Source organism: Photobacterium aphoticum, from assembly GCF_001029435.1.
In the GTDB taxonomy this organism is placed as follows: domain Bacteria; phylum Pseudomonadota; class Gammaproteobacteria; order Enterobacterales; family Vibrionaceae; genus Photobacterium; species Photobacterium aphoticum.
This window is the reverse complement of sequence record NZ_LDOV01000011.1, coordinates 68,703-95,177: the sequence shown is the minus strand read 5'-3', so window position 1 is coordinate 95,177 and position 26,475 is coordinate 68,703. Positions and strand designations below refer to the sequence as shown.

Genomic DNA, 26,475 nt, shown 5'->3' with positions numbered 1-26,475 from the left:
TGGGGTTCTGGGGTTCTGGGGGCAGGATGCCGTTGAAAATTCTATATGCAAGCTCTTCCGCTCTCGATTTTTCCATAGGGCCATAGGATCGTAGAACCGCACTTAACCCGCTCTTCTCTTACTCAGGACTCGTCCCTCGGCGCAAAGCATGACGCGTCCCTTTCAAGCTCTTTCCATAGAACCTTAGGGCCTCAGGTCCATAGCACCGCACTTAACCCGCTCTTACTAGCCACTCGCCCCTGCTTTTATCACAACACCACCAAATACTCGGTCGGTGGATTGGGTACGGTAGCCTGCGCATATTTGTGCGCGACGACCCCTCGAGTGCGGTCGGCTTCATTGTAAGCGGCCAACTCTTCCAATAACGCGCGGGGCAATTTGATGTGCATGGTATAGCCCAACTCACTGACATCGCCCATATAGCGATCAGCCGAGAGTGCGCTGACAAGCTGTTCTAATTCTTGCTGGTAACCGTAATGTTTGGCGGCCGCCGCATCCTGATAATCCGGGTGTTCACTCGGATCCCAAGCGGGCTTTTTCAGCTGCTTTTCATCACTGGTCAGGCGTTTTTCCGCCGTGGCGGAGGCTAACTCTGCCGGTGGGACGATTTTTTCACGCACGCGATTATCCCGCGCCGCTTGCTCGGTGGGCGGGTTGATGGTGGAGGCGATGATCGGCGCACCGACCTGCACCGGCGACACTAGCATGCGTGCACTCTCATCAGGGTATTACGCGATAGCCAGCAGCACGGTCGCGACCGTACCCAGTGCCGATAACACCTGTCCGGCGGTGTAATACTCATCGGTGTTGCTGGTCACTTCATCCGGGTGATCCATGCCCAACGCACCGTAAGCAAACGACTCGGCTTTTTCTTTGGTGATGTCTAACACATCGTCACTGTCAGACTGTGCCGACGCATTTGCCGGTGTGTCTTTCTCATCCACCACCGGTGCGGCGTCGCGCTGGACAGCCTGTTTCGCCGCCTCTGCGGCCTGCTGTTGACGAGCCGCCGTTGAAATCGAGACGGTCGTCTCCCCCGCTGTTGCGGCAGACGAGGCGGGCGACGCCGTCTGGCTGGCCGAGCGATCTTGTCCTGCTGTGGCCGCTTTCAGGCTGGCCGGCGTGTAGATCACCGTATTGGTTAACTTTCCGATCATGGATAAAGGCTCCTTGCTTTATCAAAGCAACGCAATGGTTATCCTCCAACCCGAGCAGTCTTCTGCCCAGTCAGGGAGGTATCTAGTTATCGGCCAACGTGGAAAAAGGTTTAGTCGCAATCTTGCCTTGACGCGTTACTCGCTGGCTAAGAATGACAGCAAGGTATCGGCAAACTCAGACGGGTGCGAAATAAACGGCGCATGCGAGGCAGAGGCAAACACTTGCCGTTGTGACAGCGGTGCCAAGGCATCCATATGCTCGGCCACTTTCACCGGCACCAACCCATCCAAGCGGCCATACAAACGCAGCCAAGGCTGGGCAATCACGTCCAGTTGCGGGCGCAAATCGACCTCGGCCAGCATCTGCAGCCCGGCGGCTAATGCAGCGGGTTGCGGTGCCGGACGCGACAATACCGCCTCTTTAAGCTGGCGGACATCCTGCCGTGCCGTCGGACTGCCCATGGCCTGCAGCGCCATAAAGCGGCCGACCGTGCCATCAAAATCCTGCGCCAGTTGCTGACGAAAATCCGTCAGGACCGCCGGTTTGATGCCACGCCACACGCCTTGCGCGGCAAAGCACGGCGAGCTGGCCACCGTCACCAGACGGGACACTTTTTCCGGCGCCAATAACGCCGCGCGCGTCGCCACTAACCCCCCTAACGACCAGCCGATCCACGTTGCCGTTGGTGGGGAGTTTTCAAGCAATAACTGTACCACCTCATCAAGGTTGCCCGCGTCAGCGTCACCGCTCAACCCATAACCGGGCAAATCCACCACGTGCACGCGGTAATGCGGCGTGAGTTGCGGTAACAGGTGCTGCCATACCGCCCCGTTCATACCCCAGCCGTGAATGAGAACCAGATCATCTCCTTGGCCTTCCGTCTGCCAATACAGTGTGGTTGTCATCTATATTTCCTTGTATCTGCCCTTTTGGAGTCATCGATGGTATCCCTATTTCGGTCAATCACCAACTGCCTGCACGCCTCGCATCACTGTCCGTTCTGCCAACTGCCCGCCCCAACGCGCGATCAGTTCTGGTGTGATCACTGTCTGGCGCACATTGCACAGCGGCCGTATTGCCACCATTGCGGACATAGCCAGTTGACCAACACACCCCACTGCGGCCATTGCCTGCGCTCACCGCCCCCGTGGCAACGCTTGGTACGAGTAGGAGAATTTCGTTTTCCCCTGCGCCAATGGGTGCACCAGTTCAAATTTCAGCGCCACTTCTGGCTGGCCGATCCGCTTGCGGCGCTGTTGGCCCTACACATTCCCCATCCCGCACCGGTCCTGTTGCCTGTGCCCTTGCACCCATTGCGCCGCCTGACACGCGGGTTTAACCAAAGCACCTTACTGGCGGATGCCCTGGCCCGCCGTTTAGGCAGTCAGTGTTGGCCCCATGCGCTGCGCCGAACACAACACACGGTGCGCCAGCACACCTTGCCCCGTGCGGCACGACAGCGCAATTTGCAGCAGGCTTTTGCGGTGCGTGACATTGCGTTACCCGATCATGTGGCGCTGGTTGATGATGTCCTCACCACGGGCAGCACGGTCACCGCCCTGACGCATGTCCTGCACCAGCACGGCGTCAAAACGGTGGATGTCTATTGCCTGGGATTCACACCCATTGATAAAAATCATAAAAACGTGGGATGAAATCATAGATGCGGCGATTAAGGGATGATAGAAAGAGCATCACAGAGTAGAATAGAATTAATCTTACTAAATAAGTCAGGTATTACGTCGTGTCTATGATTACTATTTCTGAAAATGCTCAACAGCACTTCGGCAAACTTTTGGCACAGCAGCCAGAAGGCACTAACATCCGCGTTTTCGTGGTTAACCCTGGTACGCAAAATGCAGAGTGCGGCGTATCCTACTGCCCACCCGAAGCGGTTGAAGCAACGGATACAGAAATCAAATTTGATCTGTTTTCTGCGTTCGTTGACGAACTAAGCCTACCGTTCCTGGATGATGCGGAAATCGATTTTGTTACGGATAAGATGGGCTCACAGCTGACCCTGAAAGCGCCAAACGCAAAAGTACGCAAAGTGTCTGATGACGCTACGCTGATGGAGCGCGTGGATTACGTGATCCAAACCCAGGTGAACCCACAGCTGGCCGGTCACGGCGGTAACGTGTCACTGGCTGAAATCACCGAAGACGGTGTGGCGATTCTGCAATTTGGCGGCGGTTGTAACGGTTGTTCCATGGTCGACGTGACCCTGAAAGAAGGGATCGAGAAAGAGCTACTGGCACAGTTTGCCGGTGAGCTGACTGGCGTGCGTGATATCACTGAGCATGCCCGTGGTGAGCACTCTTACTACTAAGTCTGATAGCTGATAGCAAAATAAAACAGTCTGCGGCGAACTCACCTTTGCCGCTCTGCTCGGCAATGTTTCACATGGAACATTCGGCCTTATCGCCTCAGCAACAGAACAAACAGACAACAAAAAAGTCAGCCGAGGCTGACTTTTTTATGGGTGATCGCTGCGGATCAGGCTTTAACCACCGTGATGGTCACATGGCGGCGGCCCCAGTTACGGGCGGCCTGCACATCGCGGCCCATGTAGATATCAATCTTATTGCGCCAGCGCTTGTTCATCTTATCCAGCACCACGTACTCCCCCGGCAACCCCGAGATCTTCACTTTAGTGCCGCGCTTAAAGCCGCGCCCCAGAAAATCACGGGATACCGCGATCGCTTTCATGCCCGGTTTTAAACGATCCCCCCATGCGGCGATGGAAGGGTTTGAATTGGTCTGGGCCCGTACCGAGTTATAGGCCGTGGCCGTCACTTTGTACGATTTCCCTTGGATGCCCGCCATGGCCGGCGACACCCAACTCAGTGTCAGGATGGCAAACAGCAATCCCACTAATGCTTTCTTCATGACTCTTCCACCTTGCTAAATCGCTCGCAATTTAAACAGAACACTGCGCGCTTTAACAGCATTTTTTGCCGCAAAATTAACCAAAGTCAGACGATAAATTCTAACTAGTTGTTTGCACTGGCCGCTTCAAGAAAAATATCTTTATGCCATTGGTAAGCAAATATGACAGCCAGCCCCAGACCACGCATTCCCATAAAGGCCAGCATCGCGGCCCACAGTGCATGGTTGCCGTACGCCGACAGTCCCCACCACACCGCAAAGAACACACAGATCGCCACGAACATGCTGTTACGCATTTCCCGTCCACGGGTCGCGCCAATAAAAATGCCGTCCAGCAAGAAACACCACATCGCCACCAACGGCACCGCCGACAACCAAGGCAGGTATTTCGCCGCTTCCGCCTGCACAGCAGGAATATTAGAAATCAACCCGATGATGTCACGGCCAAACCCGGCAAAGGCCACCATGATCGCGAGCGAAATGATCAGGCTCCAGAAGGTGGTACCAATCAAACTGCGCCCCAACGCCTCACGGTTACGGGCGCCGATCGCCTTACCAACCATGGCTTCCATCGCATACGCAAAGCCGTCCATCGCATACGACACCAACATCAAAAAGCTCATCAGTACCGCATTGGCGGCCACGACATCGTCCCCTAGCGTCGCGCCCTGAAAGGTCATAAAGGTGAACGATAACTGCAAACATAAGCTGCGCAGGAAGATGTCACGGTTAAGACGCAATAAGCGCCCCATGCCATTGCGCACGGTGCCGATTTTCTCTCGCACAGACGGCAATGCCGCCGCCAGCCACTGGCGCGAGACAAACCACAGTCCCAGCATCAGGCCACTGTACTCGGCCAGCACCGAGGCCGCCGCTGCGCCCTGCACTTTCCAGCCAAAGCCAATCACAAACAACACATCCAGCGCGATGTTCACCACGTTGGTGATGATCAACAACCACATCGGATGGCGGGCATTTTGGGTGCCCAGCAACCAACCCATGATCACCAAATTACCCAGCGCGGCCGGCGCCCCCCAGATACGGATAGAGAAGTACTGCTCGGCGTACACCTTCACTTCAGCGCTGGCGCTGCTGAACTGGAAGATCAACGAAGCGACCGGTTGATGAAAGACAATCAGCAGCAAAGCAAGGAGCCACGCCATGGCCAAGCCTTGCAAAAAAACACTCGCCTGCGCGTCTTTATCCGACGCGCCGTAGGCTTGCGCACTCAGGCCGGTGGTGGCCATGCGTAAGAAACCCAGCAGCCAGAAGGTCACGTTGATCATGGTGCCGCCGACGGCCACGCCCCCGAGATACCAGGCATAATCCAGATGGCCGATCACGGCCGCATCCACTAACCCCAGCAAAGGCACCGTAATATTTGACAGTACCATAGGCAACGCCAGTGCAAATACCTGACGATGCAACGACATATCCCGTAACGCTTTAAACACAACCACCTCAACCCTGAAAAATTGGAGCGGCGATTATCTGTGCATTAGCCATAAATAGAAAGCCCCTGAGACACAATCTCAGGGGCAAAATGACAAACCACACAATAATCTCTAACCAATTGAGAAAAAGGTGATTTCCGGCATAATACTTACCGCTTATCCCATCGCTACCGTCCACCAGTGATCGGCCAGTAACACCACAAACAGGGCCAGCAAGTGCCAGATAGAGAAGGTAAAGGTCGACCAGGCATACCCCTGCTTCACCGCATCCGGCACGAATTTCAATCGGCAGGCATAACCGATAAATGCCAGATTCAACGCACTGCTTCCCGCCAGATACAACAAGCCACTCATGCCCGTCAGCCACGGTAACAAGCCCACCAGTGCCAGCATCACGGTGTACAACAGCACCATGGTTTGGGTAAACGCCACCCCGTGAGTGACCGGCAACATCGGGATCCCCGCTTTGGCGTAGTCATCACGACGATGGATCGCCAACGCCCAAAAATGCGGCGGCGTCCAGGTAAACACCAGCATCACCAATAGCAAGGCATGGGGATCTAACTGGCCGGTGACCGCTGTCCACCCCAATAACGGAGGCGCCGCACCGGCTAACCCGCCAATCACAATATTCTGCGGCGTGGCATGTTTCAGCCACACGGTGTACACCACGGCATAGCCAATCAAACTGGCAAACGTCAGCCACGCTGTCAGCGCATTGAGCTGCCACAATACGACGAAACCGGCCACCATCAAGACACAAGCGAACACCACCGCATGGTGGGTCGGCACCCGTCCTTTGGCGAGTGGCCGATGGTAGGTCCGCGCCATCTTGGCATCAAAACGGCGATCCAGCACATGATTAAAGGCGGCAGCGGCCGCAGATTGCAAGCCGATGCCGATCAGCCCTAACACCACCGCTTTCACCGGCGGGATCCCCGGCACCGCCAGACACATACCGACCAAGGCGGTCAGCAATAACATGGCCACCACTTTGGGCTTGGTCATGGTGAGGTAATCCTGCCAGACACGCTGGTGCGTACCGGCTTTCAGCGTGCCTGCTTTGGCGATTGACTGTACTTTTGCCATCAGTGAGCCCTCCTTTGGCACAGGTAATGCGTTAAAATGAAACAAAAAAATAAAGCAAAAAGATGAAGCAATAAAACGGCGCATTAAGCGCGTGCCGAACGCCACCCGCGCGCCGTGTGGCGTTGACGGTAAATCTGTACGTTCAGTGCCACGACGCTCAGCATCAACAGCACACCCGTGACGTTATGCGCGACGGCAACCGTGAGCGGTAAACTGGCCACCACATTGGTGATCCCCAGCGCGACTTGGGCACCCAGCAATACCACCATGATGCCCGCAGACCAGCGCAATGCCGGCACGCGCCATGCCCGCCACGCCAGCAACAACAAGACCACCGTGGTGATCATGGCGCCAATGCGGTGCGCCACATGAATAGAGACACGCTGGGCAAAGTCCAGCACGCCATATTGGTAGGTTTCATGCACCGGTTGGATCAAGGCAAAGGCGGACGTATCAAACTGTTGCTGCCAGTCCACTTCGCAAATGGGCAGTTGCGTACACACCAACGCGGCATAATTGGCAGCCGTCCAACCGCCCAGCGCAATTTGGCCGATCACGGTCACCAAGCCCAATCCAGCCAACAGCGACAACCCTTTACCGGCCTGACGCGCGGTGAAGGAATACCCTGAGCCCGCAGGCACCGGTGCCCCCGCCGGCGAAAAGACCGACAGACACAAAGCAAACAACAAGGCGGCGGTGGTAAAGCCTCCTAAGAGATGCCCCATCACCACCACAGGCATGAGCGAAAGCGTGACAGTCCACATCCCCAATGCCGCCTGAAAGGTCACCACCACCAGCAATAACGCCGGTAACAGCTTGGGCCGAGGCGGCAGCGGATGCGGTGGACGACGCCACGCCAGCACATTCACCAGTAAAATCAGCAGCCCTAACGCCCCGGCAACATAGCGGTGCAACATCTCATTCCAGGCTTTGTCATGCTCCAGCGGCGCGTCAGGGAAACGGGCGACCGCCTCGGCTTGCTGGGCGGCAGATTGAGGCACGCCCACAAACCCGTAGCATCCCGGCCAGTCCGGACACCCGAGCCCAGCCTCGGTCAGACGGGTATAGGCGCCCAAGGCAATGACACACAACGCGAGAGCAAAGGTGAATCCCACGAGATAACGAAAACGGTCACGGTGCATCCCTGTCTCCTTCTGTTGTTCTTTCCTATAGGTAAGCGGTCAGCGCTGGTATCTTCATGCTGATACCTTCATGCTGATCGCTTCACGCTGGCAGCAATGGGCGCTAGCCGATCTTGGAGATTTTGAGCAAGCGTTTAAGATCGCGCAGCACATCTTTCCCCTGCGCCAAGATGGCCGCTTCCCCAGTCACTAAGGGATACGCCAGCATCACATTGCCGTGCGGATCGGCCAGATAAATCGCCTGCGCACCGTACTCCAAGGTTTGCATCTGGCTGATCACCTGTGCAGACACCACTTGTTGCGGCAGCGCTTGCAGCTGTTTTTCCACCGTCGGGGCATAACGGGCATCCGGTGTAGCACGCAACAACACACTGCTGACCCTGTCTTTTTCGGCCCCGACCGCCAACGGAATTTGCTGCAGGTTAAACAACGCGCCCTGACACTTGGCCTCACACGCCTCAGGCAGCAAATAAATCAGCTGCCACTGCTGGCGCTCTCCCAGCCACGCGGAGGTCACCGGGGTCGATAACAATTGGCCGCGGTTGGTCACCCCGCCCTGATACCAGTTCAAATCCAGCACCAGCTTGGCCAGAATCACCGGCAACGCAAACGCGCCCAGTAATAACAATAAGGTCCCTTTTTTCTTCATGCTTTACTCCGTCTTAACCACCACAGCGCCAATCCTGACACCGCCATCGCCAGCAAAAACCATTGCACGGCGTAGGCATAATGTTTCTGTGGCCCCATCACCACGGGGATCCATGTTTGTTCTAACGCCAACGGACTGTCTGGGTCGATCTGCACAATCCACGGCATCAAAGAAACGTCTAACTGCTGACTCAGCGCGTCAATGTTGAGGTTTTGCACCCGCAGCGGGAAGTCGGTCCCAAACTGCTCCGGTGCCAGCTCCAGTAAGGTCGACGGCGGGGCGATCATACCGGTCACCATGACCTCACCGTGGTGCTCGGGCAACACCGGAATTTGGTCACGATACGCAGGGGCGGCAATCCAGCCGAGATTGACCAACAGCCACTGACGATTGACTTCAAACGGGTACAACACGTGATAGCCAGGTCGGCCGCGAAAGGTTTGGTTGTCGAGCAGCACGGCCCGACTGTGATCAAACTGGCCGCGCAAGGTCACGCTGTACCAACGCGGATCCGTCGGCAGGCTGGCCAGACTGTAATACATCTGCTCACTGCGGAACTTCAGGGCGTGACCCAGGCTTTCTTTTTCCTGCGCCCGTGACATTTGCCAGAAACCCAACTTGACCAACGTCACCAGCACCGCCACAGTAAAAAGTATGAAACCGATCCGTCGCATGGCTCTCCTTCACACCCCATGACCGAGCAATCCGGCCGGTGTGTTGATTGATGCTTTGTTTGTCCAACCCTTAAGGGAGGCGCTCTATGTTGCTCAAAGGCTTACTTGTCGGCTTACTGATCTTTATTCTCTTCAATCTGTTTCGCGCCCTGCCCATCATGCTCAAGGGGCAATCCGACAAACCCCTGTCCCACTACCTTGGCCGGCGCGTCATGTTCTCGGCCCTGCTGTTTGTGATTTTGCTTGTAGCCATGGCCACTGGCTATCTCGAACCCAATCCGCGACCGTTTTAAGTTTGAAATGCAGGGGCAAGATCCTAAAACCTCGTTCCTAATACCTAGTTCCCTCGCCCCTAGACACTAGCACCTAGTCCCTCGCAACCCGTTTCTCGCTGCTAAATGATGTACACAAACAGGAACAAACCGAGCCACACCACATCCACAAAGTGCCAGTACCACGCCCCCGCCTGAAACGCGAAGTGCTTCTCGGGGGTAAAGTGGCCGCACAGCACCCGCAGCCACACCACAAACAAAATGATGGTGCCGAGCGTCACATGCAGGCCGTGGAAACCGGTCAACATAAAGAAGGTATTGCCGTACACCCCGGCATCCAAGGTCAGCCCCATGTCTTCATAAGCATGGATGTACTCGACCCCTTGCAGATAGATAAACAGGCTGCCCAGCAGCACGGTCAGCAGCAAAAACAGGGTCAGGCGCGGGCGGTTATTTTGCTCTAACGCCACATGGGCGATATGAATAGTGATGGACGAGGTTAACAGGATCAGGGTGTTGTACAGCGGCAAACCGAGCGGCCCCATCGCCTGGGTTTCGCTGCCGTCCGGCGTCATGATGAGTGGCCACTGAGCAACAAAGTCCGGCCACAATACCGCATTGGTCATGGCGTTATTACTGGCCCCGCCCAGCCAAGGCACGGCAATCATACGGGCATAGAACAGTGCGCCAAAGAAGGCGGCGAAGAACATCACTTCCGAGAAAATGAACCAGCTCATGCCTTGGCGGAACGAGCGATCCATCTGCTGGCTGTAGAGCCCCTGCATCGATTCGCGGATCACATCCCGAAACCAGCCCACCAGCATCAACAACAACACACCGACCCCGGTCAACAGAATCCACGGCCCCTGCCCGTTAAACAGATCGCCGACCGTCGCCCCGGCCCCCATGGCGATCAGGAACAGGGCCACCGCCCCGACAATCGGCCAGGCACTGGATTCCGGCACATAGTAGTTCTCCGGCGGCGTTTTCATGGATTGCTCGTGTTCAGAATAGGGATTCGCCATCATTCAACCTCATTGTGTATTGGCCAGCGTCGTCGGTTGCACTGGCTTGGCGTGATACAGGGTGTAGGCCAAGGTCAGGGTGTGGATGTCTTCCGGCAAATCCGGATCGACATAAAACACCAGTGGCAGCTCTGCTTGCTCCCCCGCCCCCAGCGGTTGATGGTTAAAGCAGAAACACTCGATTTTATTGAAGTACTGCGCGCCGGGACCGGGGCTGACCGACGGCACTGCCTGCCCGATGGAATCGGTCTTGCCCAAGTTCTGCGCCTGGTAATTCACTGTGTGAGTTTGGCCCGGGTGCACCACCAGCGTTTTCACTGCCGGCTCAAAGGTCCAACGCACCCCGGGGGTAATATAAGAAACAAACTCCACCGTGATCTCCCGCGAGGTATCGACGCGCGAGGCGGCAGCGGTGCTGGGCGTGTCGGCCGTCTTGCCGTTGATGCCGGTGATGTCACAGAACACGTCGTACAGTGGCACCAAGGCAAACGCAAACCCGAACATGCCGATGGCCATCGCCACCAACGACCACAGGGAGCGCTGCTGCTTGGTGCTGGGCGTTTCTTGCGGTGACTTCGCCATGACGCCTCCTTAATCCACTTTGGGTGGCGTAGAAAAGGTATGGTGAGGGGCCGGCGATGGCACCGTCCACTCCAAGCCTTCCGCCCCGTCCCACGGTTTGGCTGCGGCTTTTTCCCCGCCCCGTACACACTGGATCACCACCGCCAGGAAGATCAGCTGCGACAACCCAAACAGGAAACCGCCGATACTGACCACCGCATTGATGTCAGCAAACTGCAACGCGTAATCCGGGATACGGCGAGGCATGCCCGCCAGCCCCAAGAAGTGCATCGGGAAGAACAGGATGTTGACCGAGATGATCGAACACCAGAAATGCCACTTGGCGAGGGTTTCATTGAACATGTGGCCGGTCCATTTCGGCAGCCAGTAGTACGCCGCCGCCATGATGGAGAAGATCGCCCCCGACACCAGCACGTAATGGAAATGTGCCACCACAAAATAGGTGTCGTGATACTGGAAATCCGCCGGGGTAATGGCGAGCATCAGGCCGGAGAACCCGCCAATGGTGAACAGCACGATGAAGGCGATAGCAAACAGCATCGGCACTTCAAAGGTCATCGACCCGCGCCACATGGTCGCCACCCAGTTAAACACCTTCACCCCGGTCGGCACCGAGATCAGCATGGTGCAGTACATAAAGAACAGCTCGGCGGCAACCGGCATCCCGGTGGTGAACATGTGGTGCGCCCACACCAAGAAACTTAACCCCGCAATGGACGCCGTGGCGTACACCATAGAACTGTAACCAAACAGCTTTTTACGAGAAAAGGCAGGGATAATGGCCGAAATGATACCGAAACTTGGCAAAATCATGATGTACACTTCCGGATGCCCAAAGAACCAGAAGATATGCTGGAACATCACCGGATCGCCCCCGCCGGCCGCATCAAAGAAGCTGGTGCCAAAGTATTTGTCGGTCAGTACCATGGTGACCGCGCCAGCCAATACCGGCATCACCGCAATCAGCAGGAACGCCGTGATCAGCCAGGTCCACACGAACAGCGGCATCTTCATGTAAGTCATGCCCGGTGCGCGCAGGTTCATGATGGTGACAATCACATTAATGGCGCCCATGATGGAGCTGATCCCCATAATATGGATGGCGAACACAAACAGGCCGGTACTTTCCGGGCTGTAGGTGGTCGACAGCGGCGCATAGAAAGTCCAGCCAAAGTTCGGGCCGCCCCCTTCCATGAATAGCGAGGCCAGCAACATGGCAAACGCAAATGGCAGGATCCAAAAGCTCCAGTTATTCATACGCGGCAGTGCCATGTCCGGCGCGCCAATCATCAGCGGCACCATCCAGTTTGCCAGCCCGGTAAAGGCCGGCATGACCGCACCAAACACCATGATCAGGCCATGTACTGTGGTCATCTGGTTAAAGAAATTGGGTTCAACCAACTGCAACCCCGGCTGGAACAACTCCGCCCTGATCACCATGGCCATCGCCCCGCCCACCAGGAACATGGCAAAGCTGAACATCAAATACAGCGAGCCAATGTCTTTGTGATTGGTGGTCAGCAACCAGCGCTTAAGGCCCGTCGGGTGATGCGCATGATCGTGCGCGTCATGCTCGTGTGTAGTGCCTAACACCTGCTCAGGATCGGCCGCTGTCTTCTTGTCGTCGATGTCCGTCGATTCCCGTAACATGTCCGTCATTCTTCCGCTCTCCCTTACAGATCCTGGCCGTCCAGTACTGCCTGCACTTCTGCAGCCTGTACCGTTTCGCCGGTGTTATTGCCCCATGCGTTACGCTCGTAGGTGATCACGGCGGCCAGCTCTTTCAAGCTCAACTGCGGGCCAAATGCCTGCATGGCCGTGCCGTTGCTCCCGTGCACCACAATGCTGATGTGTTCCAGTTTGGCGGCCGGATTAACAGACACCCCTTGCCCCGCCAGTCCCGGAAACGCGCCCGGCAGCCCTTGGCCATTCACCTGATGACACATGGCACAGCGGGTGTTGTACACCGTCTCGCCCAGTGTCATCAGCTCATCCATGCTCATTTCCATGTCCAGCAAACGCTGCTCTTCTTCCCGCGCCTGCTGCTGGGCTACCCGGGTGGTTTGCAGCCAAGCGTCGTAGTCAGCCTGCTCTTTGGCAATCACCACAATCGGCATAAAACCGTGGTCTTTACCACACAGCTCCGCACACTGACCCCGGTAAATGCCCGGCTTGTCGATCTTGGTCCACGCTTCATTAATAAAGCCCGGGTTGGCATCTTTTTTCACCGCAAAGTCCGGCACCCACCAAGAGTGGATCACGTCCTGCGAGGTGATCAGAAAACGCACTTTTTTACCCACCGGCAACACCAAGGGGCGATCCACTTCCAGCAGGTAGTTATCGCGCTTAGTCCGTTCGTTATTGATGTGGGCCATCGGCGTGGCCAGCAGAGAGAAGAACTCCACGTCCTGATCGAAATAGCGGTAATGCCACTTCCATTGTGAGCCGGTGACCTGCACCGTCATGTCGGGTTTGGAGGTATCTTCCATCGCCAACAGGGTTTGCGTTGCCGGAACGGCCATCACAATGAGGATCACAAACGGGATCACCGTCCAGAGGATTTCAACTTTGGTGCTTTCGTGGAAGGAAGCGGACTTGGCCCCTTTGGATTGGCGGTGGTGGAAAATGGCCCAGAACATCACGCCGAACACCACCACACCGATGGCGACGCAGATGTAAAAAATGGTCATATGGAGTTCAAAGACACGCTGGCTGACGTCTGTCACCCCTTGCGTCATATTCAGTGGCATGGATGCATCTGCGGCAACGGCTGAGCCTGTCAGCAATGTACCGAGACAGCACAACAACGGGCGAATACTCACCAAGGCTCCCTCCTGTCCTTTTCCAGTCAATCATGGCCAGACACGGCCCACTTCAGGTCATATCAAGTCATCGCGCAGTCAAAAATGGGGCATCACCCCGTGGCGACCTACTGTGTTTTTCCCTTTTGCCGCGCCGCTGCCAGACCCGCTGTACAGACAAAAAACGCGACAAAGTTAACACTTTGTTTACAATTAACTTAGAAAGGATCTGCGCAATGCGCAATAAATTGACCAGAAAAAGTCCGGGCAATAGCCCGCCCACCACCACGCCGGGCAGTGACGACAAAACGGGAAAAACAGGAAAGGAAAACGCACACGATGGCGGTACACATGCCCTGCAGACACGCACCGCACGCGCCAACGGGATTTACAGCTGGATGTGAAGTTGCACCGGTAACAGGCGGTATTTCAGTCCCGGTACCCGCGCTACCCAGCGTTGCCATCGGTGCCAGCGGCCACAGGCAATATCTAACGGGCTGTAATGCTGCGCACTCTCTGCCCACGGCAACCATTGCAGCACCTGTTGTTTGGCATGGCCAAAGCCATGTGCGTATGCGCCTGCTACGCCGAATTTGCGAGACACCGGCCAGTGGCAGCAATCGCCGGCCAGCACCACATTGAGTTCTAACTGACCAAAATGGCAAGCGACAGACTGGAAGAAACGGGACAAATCATCTGCCGGGGTACACAGCAGTGCCTGATCGCACACCACCATCACCGGGGTGTTTTTCATTGCCGGTAAGGCCGACAACCAGGTGAGATCGCAAATCGAGCCCGGCAGCATACGGTAGCGCTCGCTGCGGTGAAACAGGCGCTGGCGCCACAGAAGATGTTCATTGATATCGATATCAAACCAACGGCACAAACCATTATCAACCCGGTAGAAACGGGTATCGAGGCCACCGCCGATATTGATAATGCGACCATTGGGATAACGGCGCAGGAAGTGTTGTACTTGAGTATCACACTGCATAGCCAAGATGGCATGCAACAGTTGCTGTTCGGTGACGTTGCCTTTCAGGCAATGGGGTTTGAGGCTGCACTGGCGACAGGCGGCGGCAGCGACGGGATCATACAGCAGGCGATCGTCCGCCAAACTTTCACGACTACGCAACCACAGCGGCTGTAACAATTCGGATGGAATATCATAGCGGGTTGAGTCAGTCATTATCACCTCCATGGCTCACCACAAGATGATAATGACTCTCATTAGCAATTACAACATATCGTTGTGCCTAAACGCGGCTTACATCCAATCGCTGTTACGGATCACACCCACCGCCAACCCTTCAATGGTCAGGTGCTGGGTATTGAGATCCACCACAATCGGTGCAAATTCTTCGTTTTCAGCGTGCAATAGCACTTGTGAGCCATTGCGCTCCAAGCGTTTCACAGTGACGTCGTCTTCGACCCGTGCGACCACCACCTGACCATTGCGGACATCTTGGGTTTTGTGCACAGCAAGCAAGTCGCCGTCCATGATCCCGATGTCTTTCATGCTCATGCCGTTAACACGCAGCAGAAAATCTGCACGCGGCTTAAACAGCGAAGGGTCAACCTCGTAGTGGGTTTCAACGTGCTCCTGAGCCAAAATCGGCTCACCGGCAGCGACCTGACCGATCAGCGGTAACCCGCTCTCTTCCGGTGCGTCGTTATCTACCAGCAGACGGATCCCTCGGGAGGCGCCGGGAATGATTTCAATCACGGCTTTACGTGCCAGTGCCTTAAGGTGTTCCTCGGCAGCATTGGCGGAACGGAAACCAAGCTCACGGGCTATTTCAGCACGTGTAGGCGGCATTCCAGAATCTTCAATTTTTGCTTTGATTAAATCAAAGACTTCTTGTTGACGCGGCGTTAACGGCTTCATGACTCACCCTGTCTTTTTATACAGTTCACTGTGAGTATATCCAGTGTTAACAGACTTGAAAAGGCCATTGTTTAGGAAAACAGCAGTTTTGCTGCGAATGCACCAATTGTGCATCATTCAGACAATGTCACCCCGGCGGTACCTGCTGTGACACGTAATTAAGTGGTCTAACCTCACTAAATCGGCGGATAACCGCGTCAATGCTGTATTTCGCTGCTTATCGCTGCACATTTTCTGCTAGACTTGCGACGCATTAAGAATTCGAGGCTAGTAAAAGATATGTCAAGTTGGCAGAAAATCTACCAAAAAATACTGGATTTGCCGCTTTCTCTGCTGGTTAAAACCCACTCTATTCCTTCTGATCCGGTCGCGGATCTGGAATTAGATCTGGAACGTCCGATTGTTTATATCCTGCCGTTCCGCTCGGTCACTGATCTGCTGACATTGCGCAGCAGCACGCAAGCACTGGGCTTGCCTGATCCCCTGTCACCATTGGAAATCAATGGTCAGACGTACCGTCGCTATGTGTACATCGCGTCCGCGCCAAGCGTCTTTGGTTCCAACGGCGAATTGCCGCAGGAGTCGATTGATCTGTTCACCGGCCTGCTGGAGCAGCACAAGCAAGACAGCGAGTTGGATATTCAGGTGGTACCGGCATCGATCCTATGGGGCCGTAAACCGGGTAAAGAAGACAACCAGAAACCGATCCTGCGTGCGCTGAACGGTCCAGAAAAATTCTTCACCATTCTCGGCCACGGCCGTGACTGTATGGTGCGCCTGAGCCCGGCCGTCTCGCTGCGTTACATGGCAGACAACCACGGCACAGATGACTCCATTGCCAATAAACTGGCCCGTGTGGCGCGTATCCATTTCTCGCGTCAGCAGTTAGCGGCTTCTGGCCCGAAACTGCCGGATCGCCAAGCGTTGTTCAAGCGCCTGCTGGCCTCCAAAGCCATTGAGAAAGTGGTGGCCGAAGAAGCTGCCAGCCGTGATGTGCCGATTGAGAAAGTGCGCAAAGAAGCCATCGACATGATGGAAGAAATCGCCGCTGACTTCTCTTATTCGCTGATCAAACACGGTGAGCGTTTCCTTGGCTGGCTGTGGAACCGCCTGTACCAAGGCCTGAACATTAATAATGCCAAGCGTGTGCGTAAACTGGCGCAAGACGGCCATGAAATTGTCTACGTGCCATGTCACCGTAGCCACATGGACTACCTGCTGCTGTCTTACGTGCTGTACCGCGAAGGCATGGTACCGCCGCACATCGCTGCCGGTATCAACCTGAACTTCTTCCCGGCCGGTCCGATCTTCCGTCACGGCGGGGCGTTCTTTATTCGCCGCAGCTTCAAAGGTAACCGCCTGTACTCAACGGTATTTCGTGAGTACCTGGCTGAACTGTTCGCCAAAGGCTATTCGGTAGAATACTTCAGTGAAGGAGGCCGCTCGCGTACCGGTCGTCTGTTGCCGGCCAAAACCGGCATGCTGTCGATGACCATCCAAGCCATGCTGCGTGGCCTGAACCGTCCGGTCACACTGGTACCGGTGTACATCGGTTACGAGCACGTGATGGAAGTGGGCACCTACGCCAAAGAGCTGCAAGGCAAGCGTAAAGAGAAAGAAAACGTCGGTCAGGTGCTGCGTACCCTGCGTAAGCTGCGCAATCTGGGTCAGGGCTACGTGAACTTCGGTGAGCCGATCCCGCTGAACCATTACCTGAACGAACACGTGCCGGAATGGCACAAAGACATCGACCCGATCGAGCCGCAACGCCCGCAATGGCTGAACCCGGTGGTGAACGATCTGGCAGTGAAGATGATGACGCACATCAACGATGCGGCGGCAACCAACGCCCTGACCTTAGCCGGTGTGGCCCTGTTGGCGGCCCGTCAGCGCGCCTTGAGCCGTGAAGATCTGGAGCAGCAGATCGACTGTTACCTGCAGTTGCTGCGTAACGTGCCGTATTCTTCGCAGTTCACCGTGCCCAACGACGATGCGAAAACCATGGTGGCGCACGCGCTGGAAATGGACAAGTTCGTGATTGAGCGTGACAGCTTGGGTGAGATGGTGTCACTGGATCGTCAGCAAGCGATTTTGATGACTTACTACCGCAACAACATCATCCACTTGTTTGCGTTGCCATCGCTGATCGCCAGCATTGTGATCTGCCATGAGCGTCTGTCTATCGATGATATCGTGTCACAGATCCGCCGCTTGTACCCGTTCTTGCAGGCTGAATTGTTCTTGCATTACAGCACAGAAGAATTGGCGGAAGTGATTGAAGCGCAGGTCAATGAGCTGGCGCGTCAGCGTCTGGTGCAACGTGACGGCGACGTGGTGAGCCTGAACAATGCCCGTATCGGGCCACTGCATTTGTTGGCACGTACCATCACCGAAACGCTACAGCGTTATGCGATCACCCTGACTCTGCTGAACTCAGAGCCAGAGTTGATGAAGAGCGATCTGGAACAACAGAGCCAGATGCTGGCCCAACGCCTGAGCCGTTTGCACGGTATCAATGCGCCGGAATTCTTTGATAAAGGCGTGTTTGCCATCTTGGTGAACACCCTGCGCAAAGAAGGCTACCTCAACGAGGACTGCCACGCGGTATCACAACCGGTGGAAGAGTTGGCAGAGTTGTTAGCCGCGCTGGTGTCGCCGGAAGTGAAACTGACCATCCAAGCGGTAATGAACCGCGAAGAGCGTGTCGAGACCACGGACGCAGACGCCTGATCGCGCTGCAACGCCCACAAAAAAGCGCCACGACGGCGCTTTTTTTGTATCCCACGTTTTTGTTTCTCGTCTTACGCCAGCGCGTTAACGATCGCCGGCCAGCACACGCTGAGCGCCAAGCCCAGACACACCAGCATACCGACATAGTTGTTGTTCAAAAACGCTTTGAAACACGGTGCCCGTTCACGACCACGGATCAGATGTTGCTGATACACAAACAGGCTCGCCGCCAGCAACAAACACCAGTAATACACCGCTGACAAGCCGTGTATTGCCCCCACCACAATCAGCAGCACCAGGGTGCCCAACTGCAGCAGGCCGACAATCATCTTGTCATAACGGCCAAACAAAATGGCGGTCGATTTGATGCCAATCTTCACGTCATCATCCCGATCCACCATCGCATATTGCGTATCGTAAGCAATGGTCCACAGGATGTTGGCGACAAACAGCAGCCACGCCGCTGTCGGCAAATTGCCTGCCTGCGCGGCATAGGCCATCGGGATCGACCAGCCAAACGCCATGCCCAGTACCAACTGCGGCAAATGGGTATAGCGCTTCATAAACGGGTATGCCGCCGCTAACACAACGCCCACCACTGACAACATGATGGTCAGGGTATTCATGGTCAGCACCAGCAAAAAGGAGATCAGCACCAGCAAACCAAATAAGGCCAGCGCTTCACGCTCTGACACCTTGCCCGACGGCATCGGACGCTCAGCGGTGCGCTTCACATGCCCGTCAAAGTGGCGATCGGCATAGTCGTTGATCACACAACCGGCGGCACGCATGAACACGACGCCCAGCACAAACACGGCGGCCACATGCGGGTTCGGCAACCCGTCAGCCGCTAAAAACAGGGCCCATAACGTTGGCCACAGCAACAACAAACTGCCAATGGGGCGATCAAAGCGCGCTAACTGCCAAAACGCTTTTGCCTTGGTCATTTCCAACGTGAGGTCTCCTTATAAATCGGTGCATCCTGCAAAAAAAGTTCCGCTACCAACAGCGGTTTATCATTGAGCCAAAGGCGTGAGCGGCGCGCCCAGATCGGCGCTTCCTTGCTGCCCACATTGGCAATCATCAAGGCATCCCGCCGCGCACTGCGGTCGGTAAAGACCCGAAAGCCCAACGGCATATCGCCCAGTTGTGCCAAATCCTGCTCTTGGCCCGTCAGGGTGGTTTCCGGGATCAAGGTACGAGCAAACACCCAAGGCACCCCATCCCCTTTCAGCGTCACCTTGCGCAGCAAGCACGCTGACGCGCCGAGCAACTGACGCTCATCAGCCTGTAAATAGGCCGGCTCCACGGTCACCTGTTCATCCAATGACACCGTGAACCGGGTACAATGCTGCTCAAAACGGCGAGACAGCGAGTTTTGCTCTAGCAACCAATGCCCAAAATCCGTCCCCGCGACGGCTGCCTCTTCGGCCGCTATCCACAGGGCACTGCTCAGCATGGAATTGTACAACTGCTTGATTTCCGACATCTTTCCAACAAAAAATCCACCGTACTGCCACGAAGGGGCTTGGTAGATCCCGCTTAATTTATTACCATGAAGAAACACTATTGTAGCAAGCTGTCACCGGTAGGAATATCGTTACCGTCGAAAGATAGTTATTCGCAGCGCTAAAACCCCGTAACCCCATGAGTAAGAAGATGAAATCACGCCTATCCGGTCTCTGCTTCCTGCTCGCCAGCGCCCTCATGCCACTGACTGCCAGTGCTGAAGATGTGCTGGCGACCACGCCACAATACACCTATTACACGCTGGCCCCAGACATTACGACCAATTATGTAACCCAAGGCAAAAAAATTGGCTACCTGCGTTTACAAGTTGATCTGATGGTGGCCGATCCGTCACTCATCCCAGAAGTGGAGCACCATGCCCCGTTGATCCGCGATGCCATTATCAGCATTATTGGTGAGCAGCCCGAAGCGCGCGTGAAATCCCTCGCCGGTCGCGAAGAGATCCGCCAAGCCTGTCTGGCCAAGGTCAATGAGCTGTTGATCACCGAGACCAACAAGAAACTGCTGACCGAACTGTTGTTTACTAAATACCTGTATCAGTAAGCGGGTGTCGCCCTGTGCCTGATAACAAAAAAGCGCCTTACGGCGCTTTTTCGGTTCTAGGTTCTCGGTTTCGAGTTTTGAGCTTCGAGCTTCGAGCTTCGAGCTTCGAGCTTCGAGGAGAATGTAGCTGGACGTACTGTCGCACATCACTCACATGCCCCCCCCAGCATCAAGCGGCATTGCGCGCCTGACGCTGGTCGATATAGTCCGCCACCGCCTGCTGCTCGGCATCGCTCAGGTACAGCCCTAACTTACTGCGGCGCCACAGAGCATCGTCAGCCGTTTGCACAAATTCTTCCGCCATCAAATAATCCAGCTCACACGCATACAGGCCACCGCCAAAGTGCTGTCCCATGTCAGCCTCGCTGCGCATCCCCTGCAACAACCGCTCTGCCCGCGTGCCGTAGCTGATCGCCCAACGCTGCAAAATTGCGGTATCTAGCCACGGATATTGCGCGGCCAACAACGCCTGATAAGCGCCGATGTCGCCTTCTATATCGCCGCCCGGCAACACCGAGGTTGCCGTCCACGGCTGCCCCATGGCCGGGAAAAAGGGTGCCAGTTTGGCCATCGCCGATTCCGCCAGTTTACGGTACGTGGTCAGCTTGCCCCCGAAGATAGAGAGTAAAGGCGCTTGCTCGCCGTCTTGTTGCAGCGTCAGGGTGTAGTCGCGCGTGATCGCCTGCGGTGAGTCCGACTCATCATCACACAGCGGGCGCACACCACTGCAGGTCCACACCACATCGTCTTCGGTCAGCGTATGGGTAAAGTGGGCATTATAGACATCTAATAGATAGCGGATTTCATCCTGATCAATGGCCACACTGCGCGGATCGCCGTGGTACTCCACATCGGTGGTGCCAATCATGGAAAACGTATCCAGATACGGGATAACAAACACGATACGCTGATCGTCGTTTTGCAAAATGTAGGCTTGTGGCTCATCGTGCACTTTCGGTACCACAATGTGAGAGCCTTTGATCAGACGGATACCGTACGGTGACGGCAACGACAACCCCTGATCGTAGAACGCGGACACCCACGGCCCGGCGGCGTTCACCAACGCATGGGCGCAACGTTCAAAACGCTCACCGGTCAGTTGATCGCACACCGTGACCCGCCACAGATCGTTATCACGCACCGCATTCTCGACCCGGCAGCGGTTACGCACTTCCCCGCCCCGCTCGGCCACTTCCATCACATTGAGGATCACCAAGCGGGCATCATCGACCCAGCAATCGGAATATTCAAAGCCTTGTGTCATGGTCGGGTGCAACACGGACTGTGCGCCAAAACGGATCCCTTCACTGGCCGGCAAGGTGGTGCGTTTCCCTAAGTGGTCATACAAAAAGAGGCCGGCACGGATCATCCAGGCCGGACGCAGATGCGGGCGATGTGGCAGACGAAAACGCATCGGGCGGGCAATGTGGGGCATTTTTTTCAGTAACACTTCGCGTTCAGCCAGCGCTTCGCCGACCAGACGAAATTCATAATGCTCAAGATAACGCAGGCCGCCATGCAGCAGTTTTGAGCTGGCTGACGAGGTTGCAGAGGCAAAATCCTGCGCTTCATACAGGCCGACCCGTAAGCCGCGCCCGGCCGCATCGGCAGCAATACCGGCGCCGTTGATCCCCCCGCCAACCACAATCACATCTAACACATCGTTGGTTACTGTCATGCTGCGCATCCCCTTTCACTCTGCCACGTCATATTGGATTGATTATTTTCTTTCGAGCATTTCACGCTCGATAACGAAAATAGTAGCGAATAAATTGCGCAAGATCATCACAAACTCACGCCGCATTGCAGATATTTTGATCACGCCGACATTTATAAAACATGCTGCCAAAGCCGGTCGTCGTCGCTCAGGCCGCTCTCAAGCCGCGATCAAGAATAAAAAAGGAAGGTAAAAGCGAAAAACGCCGATAAAAAAAGAGGCGCCCCAATAGGACGCCTCTTCGATAATCGGTATGGTCAGTGCGAGACTTACTCGTGTTCGTGACCGTGTTCATGGCCATGTTCATGACCGCGTGGAATGATTTCCACCGCGATCTCATGCTCTGCCAGACACTGACTCAATTCTGCCGGCGGCACCTGATCGGTAAACAACATATCGATCTGGCTGATGTTGCCCAGGTTCACCATGGCACAGCGGCCAAACTTGGTGTGATCGACCCCCAGCATGACACAACGGCTGTTTTCAATGATAGCCTGCTTCACCCGCACTTCGTGGTAGTCAAAGTCGAGCAGTGAGCCATCGAGATCGATGCCACTGATCCCCAAAATACCGAAATCCAAGCGGAACTGGGAAATGAAGTCCAACGTCGCTTCACCCACAATGCCACCGTCGCGGTTACGCACTTCGCCACCGGCTAAAATCACCCGGAAATCATCTTTCCCGGTCAGAATACTGGCCACATTGAGGTTATTGGTCACGATACGTAAATCGTGGTGATCCAGCAGCGCCCGCGCCACCGCTTCCGGCGTGGTGCCGATATCAATGAACAGCGTCGCGCCATCGGGAATGTGCTGCACCATCGCCTGTGCAATGGCATCTTTCTCAGCCAGCTGCATCACTTTACGGGTGCTGTAGGAGGTGTTCACCGAACTGGAAGGGATCGTCGCGCCACCATGGTGACGGCGGATCTTATTATCGGCCGCTAACTCATTAAGGTCGCGTCGAATGGTTTGAGGACTGACATTAAACCGTGCCACCAGATCATCGGTACTGACGTACCCCTGGCCTTGAACAAGATCTATGATTTCCTGATGTCGTTTGCTTTGCTTCACGGCGGTCGCAGCTCCTTTATCCACCTTGCCTGACATGTATATACGCGCGGTAAAAACACCGACTCCCCTTGCGCCATGGCGCATGACGGGCGCCGATTCTCCTCGGGCAAGGGCTTGAAAACAACAAGGCTTCGCGTAAATGCGAAGCCTTGTCATCTTACCGAGAGTCAGACCAAGATGCCAATGATGGCGATCGCAATCAGACGCTTTCTGCTGCCTTTTGCGCGATACGTTCACGGTGCAGTTTGTTCTCACCGATCAGCGCCAGCATCAGGAAGAAAATCGACAGACCACATGATGCCGTCAGCACCATAAAGCCGCCATCCCAACCAAAGTGGTCCACGGTGTAACCCAAAATAGCGTTCGCGGCCACCGCACCACCTAAGTAACCAAACAGACCGGTCAGGCCCGCTGCGGTACCCGCCGCTTTTTTCGGTGCCAATTCCAGCGCGTACAGACCAATCAACATCACTGGACCATAAATCAAGAAACCGATCGCCACTAACGCCGCCATATCCACCGTTGGGTTACCGGCCGGGTTGAACCAGTACACCAACACGGCGACGGTCACGAGTGCCATGAACAAGATACCCGCTGGCGCACGGCGGCCTTTAAAGAATTTATCCGACATCCAGCCACACAACAGGGTGCCCGGGATCCCCGCCCACTCATACAAGAAGTACGCCCAAGAGGATTTATCCACAGTAAAGTGCTTCACTTCGCTCAGGTACACCGGCGCCCAGTCCAGTACGCCGTAGCGGATCAGGTAAACAAAGGCGTTCGCCACGGCAATGAACCACAACAGTTTGTTGTTGAAGACATACTTGAAGAAGATTTCCTTCGCCGTCATCTCCTGCTCTTGCGAGTTGTCATAGCTGTCCGGGTAATCGTTCTTGTGCTCTTCGATCGATGGCAAGCCACACGACTGCGGGGTGTCACGCATCACTAACAAGGTGAACGCGGCCACCAGCAGCGCAAAGAAGGCCGGCACATAAAACGCGGTGCGCCAGTCATCATTAAAGGCCCATAACCCCAACAGGAACAGCGGACCAATCAAACCACCGCCGACGTTGTGCGCAACGTTCCAGACCGACACCAAACCGCCACGCTCTTTGCGCGACCACCAGTGCACCATGGTACGGCCACATGCCGGCCAGCCCATCCCCTGGAACCAACCGTTCAAGAAAAGCAGAATAAACATGGCGGCAATACTGCCCGTCGCCCATGGCATAAAGCCAAAGCAGAGCATCACAATGGCCGACATACTCAAACCGGCCGCCAGGAAGTAACGCGGGTTAGAACGGTCAGAGACGTTACCCATCAAAAATTTCGACAGACCGTAAGCGATAGACACCGCTGCCAACGCTACCCCGAGATCCCCTCGGCTGTAACCGTATTCTTCGATCAGGTAAGGCATGGCCAGGCTAAAGTTTTTACGAACAAGGTAGTAACCGGCGTAACCAATAAAGATACCGGCAAACAGTTGCCAGCGCAGACGTTGATAAACACTGTCCACCTGCCCCTCAGGCAAGCGTTCGCGATGGGGCGCGGGTTTAAACAAACCGAACATATCACATTCCTTTTTTACGTTATCGTTACCGAGGTATGGGTACAATCGAGCACATTACGAGCGAAAAAAACCATTTCGCACAAAGTGCGCACATTATTGCGCCAAAACACGTAACAAAATGTGAATGTAATCGATTAGATAGTGTTTATTTCCAGCTAAGCGTCAAAACACGCTATTTTTTACCAGAAATATGACGTGGGTGACGCTATCAACAAAAAAGGTGAACACCCGCCAAGATGTTCACCTTTCTTATGTTTCACCGCCTTTCATGCGGCGCAATCACAAGCCGTGTTAGGCTTTTGCCCGCCCCAGTTTGGCATCAAACAAGGCCAGACCGCAGCCGGTCAACAGGCCAAACAAGTGCGCCATGTTGGCCACTGACATGCCCAGTACATCGGCAAAGCCCAGCACCAGCCACACCAGCATAAAGGCCGCGTAGGAATTCGGCAGCGACAGATTACGCTCCGGCGCCAGCCAGCCCATCCACCACAGGTAGCCCATCAGGGCATAGACCACGCCCGACAAGCCGCCAAAGTTCGGCCCGACAAACCAGAACTGGGCAAAACCGGAGATCAATGCAGACAATAAAAACACCTGCACCAGCTTACTGCTACTGCCGTGCTGCTCCAGCTGACCGCCCAGTATCCACCACCATAAACAGTTAAACACCACGTGGATCACAGAGAAATGCAACAGCGTATGGGAGAAGAAACGCCACACCTGCCACTGATCGCCGTCCATGAACGGGAAATGCAGCCAGTCAAACAAGAACTGCTGAAAACCGAGGAACCACAACACCGCGATCCCCAGTGCGGCCACCAGTATCGTCAAGGTAAAGGGACCGGCCTGCTGTTTGACCATGTTGATCAAACTGGGATTGCGATAGGCAAACCGTGCTGTGCGCGATTCGGCCACCTGCCAGGAGGCGGCCTGGTATTTTTCATCAAACGGGTTGGCCAGAAACAGGTTCAGCTCGGCCTCGGCTTCCACCAAATCCTGCGCGTCATGCAGCCAGATGGCAAACATCCCTTCCGGCTCGGGCGCCAAGGACAACGCGATGTTGCGGGAAGCCATGTAATCAATAAACGCCTGCGCCTGACGCGGGTTGGATAATCCTGCTAAGCGGTACATATTCACTCTCCAAGGTCACCAGCCACGCTCCGCTTCACTCTCGGGAGCGTGCACTGTGATCAGCATGCCTTTGCCCACGGCATTTGTCGAGGCGCTTAGCGCTCAGAAAGCGGGGTCGGGTAACTTACGCAGCCTGAATGCATGGCAGTTCGGCACGTTTCCACGCCTCAAACCCGCCATCGAGGCTGTAGACACAGTCAAAGCCCTGATGGATCAAATACTGGGCGGCCCCTTGGCTGCTGATGCCGTGATAACACATCACGATCACCGGCTGCTCAAAGTCGACGGTATTCATCAGCTCCACCATGGTGTCATTGGTCAGGTGGAACGCCCCTTGCGGGTGGGCCAACGCGAACGACTGGGGATCACGAATATCCACCAAGACCGCCTCACTGTCTGGCTGGGATAACAACTGCTGAGCCTGCTCGGCGGAAATGTGTTCAAACTGATCCATAAATTAGCCACTCTCTTATGCGGTGATCAGCCGGCAGGATCCCTGCCGACCAGAAAAATGTGATGATCGTCCGTTTCCAGATCGCCATGGCGTCAACCGGACAG

At 55.4% G+C, this 26,475-nt stretch carries 29 protein-coding genes; 7 read left to right on the top strand and 22 right to left on the bottom strand.

Annotated elements, in window-relative coordinates; translation table 11 throughout:
* Window positions 1-248: 248 nt before the first annotated feature.
* From ABT58_RS07450 to bioH, 3 genes are all read right to left on the bottom strand, one after another.
* A complete protein-coding gene (locus ABT58_RS07450) occupies window positions 249-707 on the bottom strand; it encodes a hypothetical protein (RefSeq protein WP_047873763.1) in 459 nt (152 codons plus the stop codon).
* Window positions 708-728: 21 nt separating this feature from the next.
* Complete coding sequence (locus tag ABT58_RS07445) at window positions 729-1,157, bottom strand: hypothetical protein (RefSeq protein ID WP_047873762.1); 429 nt, start codon at window positions 1,155-1,157, stop codon at window positions 729-731.
* Between the two features lie 135 nt (window positions 1,158-1,292).
* Window positions 1,293-2,063, bottom strand: coding sequence for a pimeloyl-ACP methyl ester esterase BioH (gene bioH / locus ABT58_RS07440; protein WP_047873761.1), 771 nt, complete (start codon window positions 2,061-2,063; stop codon window positions 1,293-1,295).
* A 36-nt stretch (window positions 2,064-2,099) separates the two neighbouring features.
* On the opposite strand from bioH, the gene ABT58_RS07435 reads away from it, so the two are divergent.
* Both ABT58_RS07435 and nfuA read left to right on the top strand, forming a co-directional pair.
* Complete coding sequence (locus tag ABT58_RS07435; protein ID WP_082211012.1) at window positions 2,100-2,813, top strand: ComF family protein; 714 nt, start codon at window positions 2,100-2,102, stop codon at window positions 2,811-2,813.
* 95 nt (window positions 2,814-2,908) lie between these two features.
* Entirely contained in the window at window positions 2,909-3,487 is a 579-nt protein-coding gene (nfuA, locus tag ABT58_RS07430) for a Fe-S biogenesis protein NfuA (RefSeq protein WP_047873759.1), read from the top strand.
* Window positions 3,488-3,654: 167 nt separating this feature from the next.
* On the opposite strand, the gene ABT58_RS07425 is transcribed toward nfuA, so the two are convergent.
* The 6 genes from ABT58_RS07425 to ABT58_RS07400 form a co-directional block, all read right to left on the bottom strand.
* Complete coding sequence (locus ABT58_RS07425; protein ID WP_373300189.1) at window positions 3,655-3,984, bottom strand: 3D domain-containing protein; 330 nt, start codon at window positions 3,982-3,984, stop codon at window positions 3,655-3,657.
* Between the two features lie 167 nt (window positions 3,985-4,151).
* Window positions 4,152-5,501 (bottom strand): MATE family efflux transporter DinF, encoded by a 1,350-nt coding sequence (gene dinF / locus ABT58_RS07420; protein ID WP_047873757.1) that lies wholly within the window; start codon window positions 5,499-5,501, stop codon window positions 4,152-4,154.
* Between the two features lie 156 nt (window positions 5,502-5,657).
* Window positions 5,658-6,590, bottom strand: a complete 933-nt coding sequence (cyoE, locus tag ABT58_RS07415) for a heme o synthase (RefSeq protein ID WP_047873756.1) — start codon at window positions 6,588-6,590, stop codon at window positions 5,658-5,660.
* A gap of 83 nt (window positions 6,591-6,673) precedes the next feature.
* Window positions 6,674-7,732 (bottom strand): COX15/CtaA family protein, encoded by a 1,059-nt coding sequence (locus tag ABT58_RS07410; protein WP_047873755.1) that lies wholly within the window; start codon window positions 7,730-7,732, stop codon window positions 6,674-6,676.
* 103 nt (window positions 7,733-7,835) lie between these two features.
* Window positions 7,836-8,381, bottom strand: a complete 546-nt coding sequence (locus ABT58_RS07405; protein ID WP_047873754.1) for a cytochrome oxidase — start codon at window positions 8,379-8,381, stop codon at window positions 7,836-7,838.
* A complete protein-coding gene (locus ABT58_RS07400; protein WP_047873753.1) occupies window positions 8,378-9,055 on the bottom strand; it encodes an SURF1 family protein in 678 nt (225 codons plus the stop codon). The genes ABT58_RS07405 and ABT58_RS07400 overlap by 4 nt, the downstream gene beginning before the upstream one ends.
* Before the next feature lie 86 nt (window positions 9,056-9,141).
* Here ABT58_RS07400 and ABT58_RS07395 point away from each other — a divergent pair, with 86 nt between their 5' ends.
* Window positions 9,142-9,348 carry a DUF2909 domain-containing protein gene (locus ABT58_RS07395; RefSeq protein ID WP_047873752.1) on the top strand — a complete coding sequence of 69 codons (207 nt, stop codon included), beginning with the start codon at window positions 9,142-9,144 and terminating at the stop codon, window positions 9,346-9,348.
* Window positions 9,349-9,449: 101 nt separating this feature from the next.
* On the opposite strand, the gene ABT58_RS07390 is transcribed toward ABT58_RS07395, so the two are convergent.
* The 4 genes from ABT58_RS07390 to coxB all read right to left on the bottom strand — a co-directional run bounded on the left by ABT58_RS07390 (window position 9,450) and on the right by coxB (window position 13,756).
* Window positions 9,450-10,352, bottom strand: a complete 903-nt coding sequence (locus ABT58_RS07390) for a cytochrome c oxidase subunit 3 (protein ID WP_047873772.1) — start codon at window positions 10,350-10,352, stop codon at window positions 9,450-9,452.
* A gap of 9 nt (window positions 10,353-10,361) precedes the next feature.
* Window positions 10,362-10,934, bottom strand: coding sequence for a cytochrome c oxidase assembly protein (locus ABT58_RS07385; RefSeq protein ID WP_047873751.1), 573 nt, complete (start codon window positions 10,932-10,934; stop codon window positions 10,362-10,364).
* A gap of 9 nt (window positions 10,935-10,943) precedes the next feature.
* The gene (ctaD, locus tag ABT58_RS07380; RefSeq protein ID WP_107205190.1) at window positions 10,944-12,527 is read right to left on the bottom strand and encodes a cytochrome c oxidase subunit I; all 1,584 of its coding nucleotides are present in this window, start codon (window positions 12,525-12,527) and stop codon (window positions 10,944-10,946) included.
* An 80-nt stretch (window positions 12,528-12,607) separates the two neighbouring features.
* Window positions 12,608-13,756 (bottom strand): cytochrome c oxidase subunit II, encoded by a 1,149-nt coding sequence (gene coxB / locus ABT58_RS07375; protein WP_047873749.1) that lies wholly within the window; start codon window positions 13,754-13,756, stop codon window positions 12,608-12,610.
* A gap of 215 nt (window positions 13,757-13,971) precedes the next feature.
* On the opposite strand from coxB, the gene ABT58_RS24020 reads away from it, so the two are divergent.
* Complete coding sequence (locus ABT58_RS24020) at window positions 13,972-14,139, top strand: hypothetical protein (RefSeq protein WP_156168816.1); 168 nt, start codon at window positions 13,972-13,974, stop codon at window positions 14,137-14,139.
* On the opposite strand, the gene ABT58_RS07370 is transcribed toward ABT58_RS24020, so the two are convergent.
* Together ABT58_RS07370 and lexA are read right to left on the bottom strand one after the other, a co-directional pair.
* Window positions 14,124-14,924: a class I SAM-dependent methyltransferase gene (locus ABT58_RS07370; RefSeq protein WP_047873748.1), complete on the bottom strand. Its 801-nt coding sequence runs from the start codon at window positions 14,922-14,924 to the stop codon at window positions 14,124-14,126. The two genes, ABT58_RS24020 and ABT58_RS07370, sit on opposite strands and share 16 nt — an antisense overlap.
* A gap of 78 nt (window positions 14,925-15,002) precedes the next feature.
* Window positions 15,003-15,623: a transcriptional repressor LexA gene (gene lexA / locus ABT58_RS07365; RefSeq protein WP_047873747.1), complete on the bottom strand. Its 621-nt coding sequence runs from the start codon at window positions 15,621-15,623 to the stop codon at window positions 15,003-15,005.
* Between the two features lie 279 nt (window positions 15,624-15,902).
* On the opposite strand from lexA, the gene plsB reads away from it, so the two are divergent.
* On the top strand, window positions 15,903-18,353 hold the full coding sequence (gene plsB / locus ABT58_RS07360; RefSeq protein WP_047873746.1) for a glycerol-3-phosphate 1-O-acyltransferase PlsB: 2,451 nt from the start codon (window positions 15,903-15,905) through the stop codon (window positions 18,351-18,353).
* A gap of 71 nt (window positions 18,354-18,424) precedes the next feature.
* Here the strand turns inward: plsB and ubiA are convergent, their stop codons facing one another.
* A complete protein-coding gene (gene ubiA / locus ABT58_RS07355; protein ID WP_047873745.1) occupies window positions 18,425-19,300 on the bottom strand; it encodes a 4-hydroxybenzoate octaprenyltransferase in 876 nt (291 codons plus the stop codon).
* Window positions 19,297-19,842, bottom strand: coding sequence for a chorismate lyase (locus tag ABT58_RS07350; RefSeq protein ID WP_047873744.1), 546 nt, complete (start codon window positions 19,840-19,842; stop codon window positions 19,297-19,299). Before ABT58_RS07350 ends, ubiA begins: the two co-directional genes overlap by 4 nt.
* Before the next feature lie 170 nt (window positions 19,843-20,012).
* Here ABT58_RS07350 and ABT58_RS07345 point away from each other — a divergent pair, with 170 nt between their 5' ends.
* Complete coding sequence (locus ABT58_RS07345; protein WP_082211010.1) at window positions 20,013-20,426, top strand: flagellar basal body-associated protein FliL; 414 nt, start codon at window positions 20,013-20,015, stop codon at window positions 20,424-20,426.
* Between the two features lie 169 nt (window positions 20,427-20,595).
* Here ABT58_RS07345 and glpD read toward each other — a convergent pair whose 3' ends face one another.
* The gene (gene glpD / locus ABT58_RS07340) at window positions 20,596-22,113 is read right to left on the bottom strand and encodes a glycerol-3-phosphate dehydrogenase (protein ID WP_373300182.1); all 1,518 of its coding nucleotides are present in this window, start codon (window positions 22,111-22,113) and stop codon (window positions 20,596-20,598) included.
* Here glpD and ABT58_RS24015 point away from each other — a divergent pair.
* Entirely contained in the window at window positions 22,103-22,336 is a 234-nt protein-coding gene (locus ABT58_RS24015; protein ID WP_146147317.1) for a hypothetical protein, read from the top strand. The two genes, glpD and ABT58_RS24015, sit on opposite strands and share 11 nt — an antisense overlap.
* A 76-nt stretch (window positions 22,337-22,412) precedes the next feature.
* Here the strand turns inward: ABT58_RS24015 and ABT58_RS07335 are convergent, their stop codons facing one another.
* The 4 genes from ABT58_RS07335 to glpE all read right to left on the bottom strand — a co-directional run bounded on the left by ABT58_RS07335 (window position 22,413) and on the right by glpE (window position 26,371).
* A complete protein-coding gene (locus ABT58_RS07335) occupies window positions 22,413-23,216 on the bottom strand; it encodes a DeoR/GlpR family transcriptional regulator (RefSeq protein WP_047873770.1) in 804 nt (267 codons plus the stop codon).
* A gap of 199 nt (window positions 23,217-23,415) precedes the next feature.
* Complete coding sequence (gene glpT, locus ABT58_RS07330; protein ID WP_047873742.1) at window positions 23,416-24,786, bottom strand: glycerol-3-phosphate transporter; 1,371 nt, start codon at window positions 24,784-24,786, stop codon at window positions 23,416-23,418.
* A 291-nt stretch (window positions 24,787-25,077) separates the two neighbouring features.
* Window positions 25,078-25,917, bottom strand: coding sequence for a rhomboid family intramembrane serine protease GlpG (glpG, locus tag ABT58_RS07325; protein ID WP_047873741.1), 840 nt, complete (start codon window positions 25,915-25,917; stop codon window positions 25,078-25,080).
* A 124-nt stretch (window positions 25,918-26,041) separates the two neighbouring features.
* Window positions 26,042-26,371, bottom strand: a complete 330-nt coding sequence (gene glpE / locus ABT58_RS07320; RefSeq protein ID WP_047873740.1) for a thiosulfate sulfurtransferase GlpE — start codon at window positions 26,369-26,371, stop codon at window positions 26,042-26,044.
* Between the last annotated feature and the right edge of the window lie 104 nt (window positions 26,372-26,475).